The following is a 12945-nucleotide window of genomic DNA, read 5'->3' on the forward strand; positions in this document are numbered from 1 at the left end:
CCACGGGGAGGAACGTAGCGGCATGGAGCAGATACCTTTTGCATTGGCGCAGCTGCGCATATCGTCCAGCCCCGCGTTTCCCGCTATTGTTCTGGACGATGCTGCGGTCGTGCCGATCGATGCAATTCTGCCTTTGGCTGCGCAGCTGGGATATGCGTTAACCGAACCCAACTGTCTGGATGGGCTGTTGCGGAATTGGGACCATAATTTCCACGGCCTGTGCGCTGTTGTGACGGCGTTGGATGACCCGATCAAAGGGAAATATTTCCGGTCGGCGGTCTCGTCTATCGACTTTTTCACCACCGACTGCCCGCTGTCATCACCCCGCCAAATTCTGTCTCAGAATACGTTAAAAGACGGGGAAATGATGGCGCGGCTTGCCTCTACTTTGGTCGGGCCAGAGGCAAAGGTTCTGATCCCACCGCACAGCGCGGGCCTATGGGGCGAAGTCAAAATCGGTGCCGTCATTGGCCGCCCGTTGATGCGGGCAACGCCCCAGCAGGCCGCCGACGCCATCGCCGGATTTGTCGGCGTCAGCGATTATACCGTTGCGGACCTGTGGGAAAATGGCGCGACATTTGCCGCGAAACAAAGCCCGACATCATTGGCCGCCGGCCCCTATTTCGTGCCTGCCGCCTTTGTACCAGAACAGGCCGCCATCGACGCAGTGATCCCGATCAACGGCGAAAGCCGAACAGGGTTCAACGGCGCAAACATTCCGTCCTTTGCCGAAACGCTGTCCGAACTCAGCCATAACGTTCAGCTGTTTCCGGGCGATTTGATTTGCCTAGGCCCGCAAACCGATCCTGCCACGCTGATCCGTTTAGGCGATGGCGACATTATTGAGGCGGCTGTCACCGGACTGGGCCGCCAAACCACGAACACCATGAAAGAGAGTTAAGACATGCCGATTGTCGGAATTGAAAGCCTCATTTTCGGGGTCGATGACCTAGAAACGAGCACCCGTTTTTTCGAGGATTTCGGACTGGTCACGAAAAGCAAAACTAATGAAATGACGCATTACAAATTAGACGAAGGATCAAACGTCATCCTGCGTCACATTGATGATGTCGCCCTGCCGAAAACCATTTTCCGCGACAAAGGCGTTAAAGAAATCGTTTGGGGTGTCGATACGCAGGAAAATCTGGATGAGCTGGCCGAACGACTGGCAGCGCATCAGGACATCACCCGCGATGATGACGGCACAGTGCACACGCTGACGGCGGGCGGTTTCCCGATCGCTCTGCGTGTTTTCAACCGCAAAAAAGTCACCTACGCCCCCGACCCCGTCAACGCGCCTGGTCACGTCAATCGTTTGAACACACCGCGTAAATGGAAAACCCGTGCGCGGCCGAAAACGATCACTCATACCGTTTACACCTGCGAAAGCCCTCGGAAAGAATTCGAATGGTATCGCGACATGCTGGATTTCCGCATGTCCGAAGAACAGGTCGGAATGGGGTTCTATCTGCGGTGTGACGGTGCAAACGAACACCATAACCTGTTCCTGATCGACATGACCTTTGGGCCCCTGCCCGGCTACCCGATCTATCACCACACGAATTTCGGCGTCGAAGACATCGATGAAATGATGATCGGCACCAACTACATGACCCGCAAAGGTTGGACGACTGGCCCATTGGGCTCTGGCCGTCACCGCATCGCCTCGGCGCTGTTTTCCTATCTGGAATGCCCCGCAGGTGGAGAGGCCGAATACGGCGCGGACAGCGATTACATCGACGACAACTGGATTCCGCGGGAATGGAACCAAGTGTTCGGCACCTACAGCTGGATGCACAAAATTCCTGAATTCCTAGGCTCTGGCCAGAAATGGGAATTCCGCCTGCACCCCGATTACGTACCGCAACCAGAAACCCCCGCCGAAGGCGATTGGGACTGACGTTGGCGGAAAACCAAGGCATATGAAATGAACTATTTGCACAACCATATGAAAAATGCGCTGATCGTTGGCGGCGGTATTGCGGGCATGTCTGCAGCAATCCGTCTTGCCGAAGAAGGCGTGAACGTCGAACTGGTCGACAAAGACCCGAACTGGTCCGTTTATGGCACTGGCATCACTTTATCGGTGCTGACCTTTCGCGCGTTGTGCGACCTAGGGTTCGCCAAAGAACTGTTGGCCAAAGGTCACGGCCATGACGGCGTTACCCTGAACGACAAACAAGGTAACCTGATCCGCGAAGTCCGATCCGAACGCCTGTACGCTCCTGACGTGCCCGCCGAAGGCGGCGTGTTGCGCCCAGTTTTGCACGACATGATGTCGACGCGGGTCCGCAGTTTGGGCGTCAACGTGCGACTAGGTCTAACCGTTGAATCCTACTCCCAAGACGACGCAGGCGTGGATGTGTCATTCACGGACGGCACCAAAGGACACTATGATTTTGTCATCGGAGCCGACGGCCTGTTTTCGACCATGCGCGATATGACGTTGGAAAATGCCCCTAAACCGCGGTTCACTGGTCAGGCCTGCTGGCGCGTGCTGTTCGATACGCCAAAGAACTGGGTGCAGGGGCAAATGTTCCTGAGCCCAGAAACAAAGGTCGGGTTCAACCCATGTTCGCCAGACAAGATGTACATGTATTTGTTGGAAAACGTGCCCGACAATCCATGGCGCGATACCGAAGAGCTGCCCGCAATTTTGCGCGATTTGCTGACAGGTTTCGGCGGCATTGTGAAAACGCTGCGCGATAAGATCGATGAAACCAGCGAAATCATCTATCGCCCGCTGGAATCCGTTTTGATTGACGGCCCGTGGTACAATGGCCGCGTGATCCTGATTGGTGACGCTGTTCATGCGACGACGCCGCATTTGGGGTCGGGCGCAGGTATGGCGGTCGAAGATGCGTTGGTTTTGGTGGACGAACTGAAACGTGGCCCGAATTTGCAGGACGCATTGCATGATTTCATGCAACGCCGTTTGCCTCGTGGTCGGTTGGTCGTTGGCAATTCGTTGGAATTGGGGCGGATGGAAATGGCCGGTGCGCCAATGGCGGATCAGGGAAAGCTGATGCAAGACAGCCTGCACGCGATTTCCGAACCCTACTAATAAACACAAAAAAGGCGGCTATCTCAGCCGCCTTTCGTATTATCTGATCAGGCTTTGATCACTGTCTGCGAAATGGCCCCAAACAATGGCGACCCGTCTTTCGCACGGCATTCCATTTCGATCCGATCACCGAACGACATGAACGGCGTTTTAGCCGCGCCTTCGTCCAGAGTTTCAATGCCGCGACGTTCCGCAATACAGGCCGATCCAATTTCGCGATAGGTCGTGTTCGACACGGTGCCCGAACCGATAACCGTGCCTGCGACCAGATTGCGCGAATAGGCAGCATGCGCCAGCAGATCATCAAAACCGAACGCCATTTCATAGCCGTTGGGCGCGCCAAAGGTGTTGCCGTTCCACGCGACATTCAGCGGCAGATCCACGCGCGCATCACGCCACGCATCACCCAATTCGTCAGGAGTCAGTGCGACAGGCGCGACCGAACAAGCGGGTTTTGCCTGTACCCAACCGAACCCTGTTTTCATTTCAACAGGCGCCAGTTTACGCAGCGACCAGTCGTTGATTTGAACGACCAGCGCGATGTGATCGCGGGCGGTTTCTTTGGTTCCCATTGGGGTTGCTTTTGCAATGATGCCAAATTCGCCTTCGAAATCGATCCCGTCCTCTTCGGTGCGGAACGGTGCGTCCTCAGTCGGGGCTAGGAACCGGTCCGACATGCCCTGATACATCAAAGGACGGCCGGTTTTTTCCTTTTTCTCGAACCCGAAAACGGCATCCATCAAATCGCCGTGGCTTTCGAATGCAGAGCCGTCCAGCCACTGCCACGCGCGCGGCAATGGGGCCAGTGCGGTCGCAGGATCAAATGGTTCACCGCCGCCTGCGTTCAGGGCTGCGTATTCTGCCTCTAGATCGCTGCGCAGATCGTCCCAGCGTTCTAGGGCCGATTGCATGGTTTGTGCGGCAACCGCAGGGCAGCAGCGCGCGTTGTCGCGGCTGACAATATGTAGTCGGCCGTCTGGGGTTCCGTTTGCAACTGTGGCCAGTCTCATGTCTTACTCCTTAGATCATCGCATCAGCGACCAAAGCATCGGCATCCGCATCACGCGTGAACCCCAGCCGGTCGGCGGTTTCAGTTTTCAATCCCGGATAGCTGCCAAACAAAGCGACCGTCGCAGGATCAGGATTGAACGTCACTTTGGACGTGCTGTCAGGGAAACGGCGGCGCAGCGCCGCGACCAGATCACCGAACGTCAACGACAACGCAGGCAAAGTGAACGCGCGGTTCGCCCCCAAATCGGAAACCAGCGCCCCGTGAATGAAATTGCGCGCGACGTTATCGACGGACGTCAGCCACGTGCGGCTATTTTCGGCAACCGGCAAAGTGATATCTTCGTTGCGTTTCACACACCAAAACAGGCGCGACATAAATGCGGATTTCAGCGCGGCATCCGCGCCGTCGCGTGCCATCACCCCTGATGGGCGCAGGCTAACCGCGTCCAGCCACCCTTTGGCGGCAAAGTTGGACAGGGCGACCTCCATCATCACCTTTTGCGCGCCGTAGACCATCGTCGGTCCCAGTGGGGTCGCGTCGGTCACAGGGTCCGGCATTGGTTTGGCATAGGCCGCGATCGTGGATGCAAAAACAAACCGCGTTTGCGGCGCGGTGTCGCGTAGGTGTTCGATCAAATCCAAAGACGCATCGACATTGACACGGCGCGCCAGTGCATAGTCCGTTTCGGCCATGCCGCCCAGAATAGCAACCAGACAGATCACGGCATCTGATCCGTCAATAGCGCGGTTGCGCAGCGCCGAATCGGAAAAATCGCCGATGTGCTGCGTTGCCTTTTCGCTGGATACCCCAGCGGTCGGCACGCGATCCAGCAAAGAAACAGCAGAAATTTCTGGCATGTTGATGAGCCGTTTTGCGACTTGTGTGCCGACAAAACCGCCTGCCCCGATCACAGCAATTTTCATCCAGATCCCCCCGATGCCCTTATTTGGTTGTCCAACCAATTAGTAACCACAGCGTGCAATCCGAACAAGTCCGCCAGGCCGTTCACAGCCCCAACGAGGTATCGTTTGTAACGCGCCAATGTATCGACAGAAACCATAGGACTATGTCGTCAATATCGGTTTTATCGAGGTAAGGGCGCGCCTACTTTGCGCGCAATCGGATAGACGTAAGGGAGAGACCCCATGGCCAAATGGCTAAAACAGGGCGCAGAGCCGTCCGCCGTTGCTGCAATTAATAAATCGGTTCAGGAAACCGTCGAAGCCACTCTGCGTGACATCGAAGAGCGCGGCGATGCCGCCATTCGCGACCTGTCTGTAAAGTTCGATAAATGGGACCGCGATGATTACCGCCTAACCCAAAAAGAAATCGACGCCTGTCTGGCACAGATGACCAAACAGGACATCGCGGACATCGAATTCGCACAAAAACAGGTGCGCAACTTTGCCGAAATCCAAAAGGCATCGATGCACGATGTCGAAGTCGAAACCATGCCGGGCGTCATTCTGGGCCACAAGAACATCCCGATCCAGAACGCAGGTTGCTATGTTCCGGGTGGTAAATACCCGATGCTGGCGTCTGCTCATATGTCCGTATTGACGGCCAAGGTTGCAGGCGTTCCGCGCATCGTGACCTGCGCCCCGCCCTACCAAGGCAAACCAGCCGCTGCGATCATAGCTGCGCAGCATATGGCGGGTGCGGATGAAATTTACGCCTTGGGCGGGATTCAGGCTGTTGGCGCGATGGCGATCGGTACCGAAACGATCAAACCTGTCGATATTCTGGTCGGCCCAGGTAACGCGTTCGTCGCCGAAGCCAAACGCCAGCTGTTCGGCCGCGTTGGTATCGACCTGTTCGCAGGCCCGACCGAAACCATGGTCATCGCAGACGAAACCGTCGATGCAGAAATCTGTGCGACCGACATCCTGGGCCAAGCAGAACACGGCCCAGACAGCCCATGTGTTCTGTTGACCACTTCGGAAAAACTGGCGCGTGAAACCATCGACGAAATCGAACGTCTGCTGGGCATTCTCCCAACAGCTGGCCATGCGCGCATTAGCTGGGAAACCTATGGTCAGGTCATCGTTTGCGAAGACCATGATGAAATGCTGGCGGTTGCCAACGACATTGCATCCGAACACGTTCAGATCATGACCGACCGTGATGATTGGTATCTGGAAAACATGGTCAACTATGGCGCGCTGTTCCTAGGCCCACGCACCAACGTGGCCTACGGCGATAAAGCAATCGGGACCAACCACACCCTGCCTACCAAAAAGGCGGGCCGCTACACAGGTGGTCTGTGGGTCGGTAAATTCATCAAAACCCACACATATCAAAAAGTTACGACCGACGAAGCCTCGGCCAAGGTCGGCCGCTATTGTTCGCGCCTGTGCATGTTGGAAGGGTTCCAAGGCCACGCAGAACAGGCCAACGTTCGTGTGCGCCGCTATGGTCAGCAAAACGTTCCATACGCCGAAGGCGCAGCCCCAAAGCCGGGCGTTGATCTGGTCGAGAGCTAAGCATGGAGTTGCCAACTTCTCCGGGTTTTGACCTGAGCGGACAGCGGGCACTGATTACGGGCGCAGGACGAGGCATTGGCCTCGCCTGCGCTTCGGCGCTTGCTGAATATGGTGCGCATGTGGTTCTGGCCGCGCGCACCAAAGCCGAAATTGCGCAGGCCGCCAACGCTATCCGCGCGCGTGGACAAAAGGCGTCTCATCTTGTGCTGGATGTCGCCGATCTGGACACCGCGCAATCTGTGATCGCGGAACAGGGTCCGTTCGACATTCTGGTAAACAACGCGGGCACCAATCGCCCCAAACCGATGCAGGACGTGTCGAACGATGATTTTGACGCGGTTCTGGGGCTGAACCTGAAATCCGCGTATTTCATCGCGCAGGCCGTTGCCCAAGGGCTGATTGCGGCGGGCAAATCTGGGTCTTTGATCCATATGTCATCGCAAATGGGGCATGTCGGCGGGCCGAACCGGTCGCTGTATTGCGCATCCAAATGGGCCGTCGAAGGCATGTCCAAAAGCTTTGCTTTGGATCTGGCTGCGCACGGCATTCGGTCCAACACCATCGCGCCAACCTTTATCGAAACTCCGATGACCAAACCGTTTTTCGAAAACAAAGAGTTTTTGGATAGCGTGATGTCAAAAATCAAAATCGGACGGTTGGGACAGGTCCAGGACCTTATGGGCGCCGTTGTGTTTCTGGCTTCGGCCTCTTCGGCGTTGGTCACCGGCACATCGCTGGTCGTCGATGGCGGCTGGACCGCCGACTGAATTCAAGGGAGAATTATTATGTGGGAACCATTCCCCAATTACGTTTGGAACCTAAGCACCAACCTTGCACTGATGTGCGGTGGCAATATCGGCGAAATCTCTGCTGCGTGCCAACCTATCATCGACGCAGCCGCCAACGGCGAAGACGCTGGTACAGCGCTGTTTTTTGATAGCTGGATGGAGGTTGCGAACAAAGTTCTGGCATCCGCAGACGCCGATTTGGAACGCGGTCGCACCCTGTCCGCTGGGATCAAATACCAACGCGCGGCGAACTATCTACTGACCGCCGAACGCATGCAATCGCGCGACTACGCGCCGCGCCGCAAAGCCTACAACGATGGTCTGGCCTATTTCAAAAAAGGGATCGAACTACAGGGTCTGAACGTCGAATTCGTACAAATCCCGTACGAAGGCGCCTACTATACCGCGCTGTTCATCCCTGCTGATGTCGAAGGCCCCGCGCCTTGCGTTGTGTCGTGTAACGGTCTGGATTCGATGAAGGAACAGATCTTTGGCGCGGGCAACCCCGAAGCCAACCGCGTTCGCGGTATGCACACATTGCTGATCGACCAGCCAGGCACTGGCGAAGCGCTGCGTAATCTGGGGCTACATGGTCGCCATGATGCCGAAGCTTGGGGCTCTGCCGCGTTTGATTACCTGCTGACGCGCGACGACGTAGACCCGAAAAAGATTGGCATGTTTGGCCTGTCTCTGGGCGGCTATTACGCGCCGCGTGTGGCATCGATGGATACGCGATTTGCGCTGTGCTGTGTCATGGGCGCAAACCATAACTGGGGCGAAATGCAAAAACGCCGCCTGCTGCGCGAAGGCGACAACCCTGTCCCCCACTATTGGGACCACGTAATGTGGGTATTTGGCAAAGAGTCTTTGGATCAGTTCATGGATTGGGCCCCGAATATGGACCTGACCCCAGTCATCGCAAACATGACGTGCCCGTTTTTCATCATGCACGGCGGCGGCGATCGCCAGATCCCCGTAGAATACGCAGAGCAAAGCCGCGATCAGGCCGTACACGCCAAAAAGGTCGATTACTTTGTCACTGGCCCTGAACATTTCGAGGTCGAACACTGCGGCGCGGACAACGGCACATTCATGCGTGACATGCTGGCCGATTGGATGGCTGAAACCTTTGCGGAGATGGATTGATGGCAGGAAAAAACCCGCTGATAGGTTTTCAGGTTGATCCTGCCGACCTTCAATACATCGGTTCGGGGCTGGAACGCCCCGAATGCATTCTGGCGGAACGCGACGGCACGTTGTGGACCGCCGATGGTCGCGGCGGCGTGGTGCGGATTGCACCCGACGGAAGCCAAGAATTGATCTTGCAAAAAGGTCTGTCGGAAAACACCGCCTCTAGTTTCGAAGACCGTCTGGTGAATACCAGCGGCAGTTTGCCCAACGGCCTGACCTTTGACACCAATGGTGATTTTCTGATCGCGAACTTCGGCACAGATCGGGTCGAACGCATGACCCGCGATGGCGAAACATCCGTGGTGATCGACAACATCGACGGCAAACCGTTTGGCAAAGCCAACTTTGTGACTCGCGACAGCAAAGGTCGGCTGTGGCTCACCGTGACGACCACGATGAACCCATGGACAGATCACGTTAAAACCAATTCGCGTGACGGCTATATCGCCCTGATCGACGAACGCGGTGCGCGCGTGGTTGCGGACAACCTGTGCGGCACGAATGAACTGCGGTTCGATGCGAACGAAGAATGGCTCTATGTGGCAGAAACCACCAGCCGTAACATTACGCGGTTCCGAGTGGATGGCGAAACCCTGAAAGACCGTGAAATCTATGGTCCGTCCAACATTGGCGGGTTCTGTGACGGCATCGCGCTGGATGCATATGGCAACCTGTGGACAACGCTGATCATGGCCGACCGTCTGGTCGCCATCACACCCGAAGGCGATTTGCTGACCATTCTGGACGCGGGCGGCGACGCCCAAGCGTTAGCAGAGCTGGACAAAGCCTGGGAAGAAGGCCGCGTCACGCCCGAATTGATGGGCCGCGCGGGTGGCACCGTTTGCCCGTGGATGGCTTCGCTGACCTTTGGGGGCGCTGACCTGTCGACGGTCTACCTAGGATCGTTGCGCGGATCGACGTTGCCATATTTCCAAAGCCCCGTCGCAGGATTGCCGCTGATTTACTGGTAAAACGCAGTCGACAGAAAAACAAAAGGCCACCCAAATCGGGTGGCCTTTTTTATGGGATGTTTTTTGTACTAGCGGCGCACAGGATAATTACGCCGTACAGATAGCCAGTCCAATCCAAACCGATCACGAATTTCGGGCCACAGCCCTTTGGGCGCGACAAGCATCGTCAAAATTGCGACCGCACCCAGCGCGACCAGATACCAGCTGCCCTCTAGGCCCAGCCAATTGGTGACGCCCTGACGAATGAGGAAATACAGGATCGTGCCGACAATCGGCCCTTCGAGTGTTCCGATACCGCCGATGACGACGACAAAGGTCATGATAACCGTCCATTCGCCGGAAAATGCTGTGCCTGGCTGGATAAAGTAGTTCGGCAGCAGATAGATCGCGCCTGCAATGCCTACGCCCGCCGCCGATACGACATAGGCGATCCGGCGGTTGCGCATCACATCGACCCCGATCGAAGCGGCGGCGACTTCGTTATCGCGCACCGACATCAGACCCAGACCAAAGCCCGAACGCAGCAACAGATACGCGCCAAACACGACCAAAATCGCAAAAGCGCCCGATAGCCAGAATACATCGCGATACACCTCGGCGCCCAGATAGCCGCCCGTAAACAATGGCAAACCGGTGATGCCGCCCAGACTGTCGGATCTTTGGAATGCGATCGAAATTACCTCGGCCAGAACCCAGCTACCGATTGCGAAATAGGCGTCCCGCATACGGAACATGATCGGCGTCAGGGCCAGCGCGACCAGTCCAGCGATCACCGCGGACAAAGGCAGCATCAGGAACGGGTGCACGTCCAATGCGTTAGACGCGATAAACGCCACATAGCCGCCGATCCCGAAATAGGCTTGGTGTCCTAGGGAAACCAGACCCGCATAGCCAGCTAGGAAATTCCACATCGAACAGATGATCAGCACGACGAAAATTTCCATGCCCAAGGCAAGCTGACCGTCTGACAATGCAATAGGCGCAAGGCCAACGAACACCGTAAAAACGATCAAAGGAAGAATACGGAAAAGGGTCATTTATTTGCTCCCGAATAGGCCATTGGGACGCACGACCAAGAAGATTAGGAATAGCAGGTGGGCATACAGCAGCCCGGAATTTGCGTCGAAACGGAACCCGATCAACTGGGTGACGCCCAAAGCGATACCAGCCAATAGCGCGCCCCAGAATGATCCCAAACCGCCCAGAACAACGACTTCGAACGCGATCAAGATACGATCGATGCCGGAATTTGGCGTAAAGGATGTACGCATCGCAAGGAACATGCCAGCAACCGCAGCCAAGGCAAGTGACAACGCCATAACGATGGCATAAACGCGTTTCGGGCGAACCCCCATCAGGCGCGCAATTGTCGGATTGTCCGCTGTCGCGCGAATAATCCGGCCGGATTTCGTATGGCCGATGAACCAATGCAAACCGCCGAACAAAATCACCGACACGACCAGTGTCAGCAGCGGCAGAACGCCGATGTTCAACGACCCCAAAGAGATCGACGCACGGCTTAGCCCGCCCGCATCCAGTGTCACAGGATTCGCACCAAAGGTTTCCAGCATGATGTTGCGCATCACAAAGCTGAACCCAAACGTCAAAAGCATCGGCACCAGCATGTCGTCGTTTTCGATCACGCGGTTCATCAATACCGTTTGGAACAGCCATCCCATGCAGGCCGCGAACAGCACCACAGGTAACACGATCAACAGGATCGGCACGCCCGGCACGGAAGCTGCTGTGAACACGCCGACAAACGCCGACAGCACGATGAAATCACCATGCGCCACGTTGATCACGCGCATCACGCCAAATACCAACGCAAGGCCAAGGCCCAGAATTCCATATAGCGCACCCAAAAAGACGCCGTTCAGAAGAGTTTCAATCCAGATCATGTTTTATTCTCCGAAATAGGCAGCGCTAAGTTTGTCCAAATCGATACGAGAGGTGTCATTCACCCGCAACGTGATTTGTCCGTGCAGCAGACAGGCCATGCGGTCTGACACGGAAATCGCGCGTTCGATGTCCTGTTCTACGATGATGATCGACAGGCCTTCGTCGCGGATGCGGGAAAAGCTTTCGTAGATTTGGTTGACGATCACAGGGGCCAGACCCAGCGACAGTTCATCACACAGCAACACGCGCGGGTTCGACATCAGCGCGCGGCCAATCGCGACCATCTGCTGCTGACCACCCGACATGGTGGTCGCCATTTGTTTGCGGCGCTCTTTTAGCACTGGAAACAGTTCGAACACGCGGTCCAGGTTCCATGCGCCTTTGCGTCCGTTCATCGCGCCCATCAGCAGGTTTTCTTCGACGTTTAGCGATGGAAACAGCAATCGGCCTTCGGGCACCAAAGCGACGCCCTGTTTTGCAATTTCTTCGGCCTCGCATGTTGCCAGATCGGTCCCGCCAAATCGGATTTGCCCGCGGCGGTCTTTGACCAGTCCGACCATAGACCGCAAAAGGGTGGATTTGCCCGCGCCATTCGCGCCAACCAGCGCAAAGGTTTCCCCCGGTTGCAGCGCCAGATCGACGCCAAACAGGGCCTGCATATCGCCGTAATAGGCTTCGAGGTTGTCAATTTCGATGAGGTTCATCTTGCTCTCCGCGCCTTAGGCGTCGTCTTTCAGGCCCATGTAGATTTCACGCACCACAGCCGACGACATCACCGTGTCAAACGGGCCGTCGGCAACTTTTTCCCCGAAATTCAGAACGATAATGCGATCGGCGACCTGTTTCAGCGCGTGGGCAATATGTTCGATCCAGATGATTGCGTGATCTTCTTTTAGGCGGGCAATTCGTTCGACCAGACGTGCGACCTCGCGGTCTGTTAGGCCGGCGCCGATCTCGTCCAACATCAGCAATTCAGCCTTTGTTGCGACGGCTTTGGCGACTTCTAAATTCTTGCGGTCCAGCAGCGTCAAATGACCGGCCAGCGTGTCCGCTTTGTCGGCCAGCCCCGTCCGCTCCAACACATCACAGGCCCATTCTTGCGCCTGACGGCCACGTAGGCCAGCGCCGGATGCGGCTGCGGACAGAACGTTTTCATAAACGGTTAGGCCCGAAAAAGGCTGAGGGATCTGAAACGCGCGGCCAATGCCGTGGTGCACGCGGCGGTGCGCTTTCATCGAAGTGATATCGCGCCCCATCAGAGACACCGAACCGCTGTCGGGTTCCAAAACACCTGAAATCAAAGAAAAAAGTGACGATTTACCAGCGCCATTCGGCCCGATTACGCCCACGCATTCGCCTTTGTCGATTGCGAAATTCACGTCGTTCGCGACAACAACCGCACCAAATGATTTGTTCAGCCCCGTCAACTGAAGCACAGGCGTCATGACTCGATTCCTTTGTTTTGCATTCGTCCCCCCGGAACCTTTGGTATGTGCCCAAAATAATATCGGGGCCGCACGTATCGCGGCCCCGA

General features: G+C 56.2%; 13 protein-coding genes. 7 read left to right on the forward strand and 6 right to left on the reverse strand.

From position 1 onward, the window contains the following. The first annotated feature begins 22 nt into the window (after positions 1-22). From ACXAGA_RS11960 to ACXAGA_RS11970, 3 genes are read left to right on the forward strand one after another with little or no spacing between them, the layout of a single operon-like run. Positions 23-901 carry a fumarylacetoacetate hydrolase family protein gene (locus ACXAGA_RS11960; protein WP_475117704.1) on the forward strand — a complete coding sequence of 293 codons (879 nt, stop codon included), beginning with the start codon at positions 23-25 and terminating at the stop codon, positions 899-901. A gap of 3 nt (positions 902-904) precedes the next feature. Next, positions 905-1900 carry a VOC family protein gene (locus ACXAGA_RS11965; protein ID WP_475117705.1) on the forward strand — a complete coding sequence of 332 codons (996 nt, stop codon included), beginning with the start codon at positions 905-907 and terminating at the stop codon, positions 1898-1900. Between the two features lie 27 nt (positions 1901-1927). Beyond that, positions 1928-3064, forward strand: coding sequence for an FAD-dependent oxidoreductase (locus tag ACXAGA_RS11970; protein ID WP_475117706.1), 1137 nt, complete (start codon positions 1928-1930; stop codon positions 3062-3064). 47 nt (positions 3065-3111) lie between these two features. On the opposite strand, the gene ACXAGA_RS11975 is transcribed toward ACXAGA_RS11970, so the two are convergent. Both ACXAGA_RS11975 and ACXAGA_RS11980 read right to left on the reverse strand, forming a co-directional pair. After that, a complete protein-coding gene (locus tag ACXAGA_RS11975) occupies positions 3112-4074 on the reverse strand; it encodes a fumarylacetoacetate hydrolase family protein (protein ID WP_475117707.1) in 963 nt (320 codons plus the stop codon). A 10-nt stretch (positions 4075-4084) separates the two neighbouring features. Beyond that, positions 4085-4999, reverse strand: coding sequence for an NAD-dependent epimerase/dehydratase family protein (locus tag ACXAGA_RS11980; RefSeq protein ID WP_475117708.1), 915 nt, complete (start codon positions 4997-4999; stop codon positions 4085-4087). 222 nt (positions 5000-5221) lie between these two features. On the opposite strand from ACXAGA_RS11980, the gene hisD reads away from it, so the two are divergent. From hisD to ACXAGA_RS12000, 4 genes are read left to right on the forward strand one after another with little or no spacing between them, the layout of a single operon-like run. Further along, on the forward strand, positions 5222-6559 hold the full coding sequence (gene hisD / locus ACXAGA_RS11985) for a histidinol dehydrogenase (RefSeq protein ID WP_475117709.1): 1338 nt from the start codon (positions 5222-5224) through the stop codon (positions 6557-6559). 2 nt (positions 6560-6561) lie between these two features. After that, positions 6562-7326 carry an SDR family NAD(P)-dependent oxidoreductase gene (locus ACXAGA_RS11990; protein ID WP_475117710.1) on the forward strand — a complete coding sequence of 255 codons (765 nt, stop codon included), beginning with the start codon at positions 6562-6564 and terminating at the stop codon, positions 7324-7326. A gap of 18 nt (positions 7327-7344) precedes the next feature. Then, complete coding sequence (locus tag ACXAGA_RS11995; RefSeq protein ID WP_475117711.1) at positions 7345-8493, forward strand: alpha/beta hydrolase family protein; 1149 nt, start codon at positions 7345-7347, stop codon at positions 8491-8493. Then, positions 8493-9509, forward strand: coding sequence for an SMP-30/gluconolactonase/LRE family protein (locus tag ACXAGA_RS12000; RefSeq protein WP_475117712.1), 1017 nt, complete (start codon positions 8493-8495; stop codon positions 9507-9509). Before ACXAGA_RS11995 ends, ACXAGA_RS12000 begins: the two co-directional genes overlap by 1 nt. A gap of 68 nt (positions 9510-9577) precedes the next feature. Here ACXAGA_RS12000 and ACXAGA_RS12005 read toward each other — a convergent pair whose 3' ends face one another. From ACXAGA_RS12005 to ACXAGA_RS12020, 4 genes are read right to left on the reverse strand one after another with little or no spacing between them, the layout of a single operon-like run. Then, positions 9578-10546 carry a branched-chain amino acid ABC transporter permease gene (locus tag ACXAGA_RS12005; RefSeq protein ID WP_475117713.1) on the reverse strand — a complete coding sequence of 323 codons (969 nt, stop codon included), beginning with the start codon at positions 10544-10546 and terminating at the stop codon, positions 9578-9580. Next, positions 10547-11410, reverse strand: coding sequence for a branched-chain amino acid ABC transporter permease (locus ACXAGA_RS12010; protein ID WP_475117714.1), 864 nt, complete (start codon positions 11408-11410; stop codon positions 10547-10549). Between the two features lie 3 nt (positions 11411-11413). Continuing rightward, entirely contained in the window at positions 11414-12115 is a 702-nt protein-coding gene (locus ACXAGA_RS12015) for an ABC transporter ATP-binding protein (RefSeq protein WP_475117715.1), read from the reverse strand. Between the two features lie 15 nt (positions 12116-12130). Continuing rightward, complete coding sequence (locus tag ACXAGA_RS12020) at positions 12131-12856, reverse strand: ABC transporter ATP-binding protein (protein ID WP_475117716.1); 726 nt, start codon at positions 12854-12856, stop codon at positions 12131-12133. Positions 12857-12945 lie beyond the last annotated feature (89 nt).

The sequence above is a fragment of the Marivivens sp. ABH4_498 genome, from assembly GCF_056160585.1.

Coding starts and splice junctions, on each gene's coding strand:
- ACXAGA_RS11960 (WP_475117704.1), top strand. CDS start 23: ATGGAGCAGATACCTTTTGCATTGGCGCAGCTGCGCATATCGTCCAGC.
- ACXAGA_RS11965 (WP_475117705.1), top strand. CDS start 905: ATGCCGATTGTCGGAATTGAAAGCCTCATTTTCGGGGTCGATGACCTA.
- ACXAGA_RS11970 (WP_475117706.1), top strand. CDS start 1,928: ATGAACTATTTGCACAACCATATGAAAAATGCGCTGATCGTTGGCGGC.
- ACXAGA_RS11975 (WP_475117707.1), bottom strand. CDS start 4,074: ATGAGACTGGCCACAGTTGCAAACGGAACCCCAGACGGCCGACTACAT.
- ACXAGA_RS11980 (WP_475117708.1), bottom strand. CDS start 4,999: ATGAAAATTGCTGTGATCGGGGCAGGCGGTTTTGTCGGCACACAAGTC.
- hisD (WP_475117709.1), top strand. CDS start 5,222: ATGGCCAAATGGCTAAAACAGGGCGCAGAGCCGTCCGCCGTTGCTGCA.
- ACXAGA_RS11990 (WP_475117710.1), top strand. CDS start 6,562: ATGGAGTTGCCAACTTCTCCGGGTTTTGACCTGAGCGGACAGCGGGCA.
- ACXAGA_RS11995 (WP_475117711.1), top strand. CDS start 7,345: ATGTGGGAACCATTCCCCAATTACGTTTGGAACCTAAGCACCAACCTT.
- ACXAGA_RS12000 (WP_475117712.1), top strand. CDS start 8,493: ATGGCAGGAAAAAACCCGCTGATAGGTTTTCAGGTTGATCCTGCCGAC.
- ACXAGA_RS12005 (WP_475117713.1), bottom strand. CDS start 10,546: ATGACCCTTTTCCGTATTCTTCCTTTGATCGTTTTTACGGTGTTCGTT.
- ACXAGA_RS12010 (WP_475117714.1), bottom strand. CDS start 11,410: ATGATCTGGATTGAAACTCTTCTGAACGGCGTCTTTTTGGGTGCGCTA.
- ACXAGA_RS12015 (WP_475117715.1), bottom strand. CDS start 12,115: ATGAACCTCATCGAAATTGACAACCTCGAAGCCTATTACGGCGATATG.
- ACXAGA_RS12020 (WP_475117716.1), bottom strand. CDS start 12,856: ATGACGCCTGTGCTTCAGTTGACGGGGCTGAACAAATCATTTGGTGCG.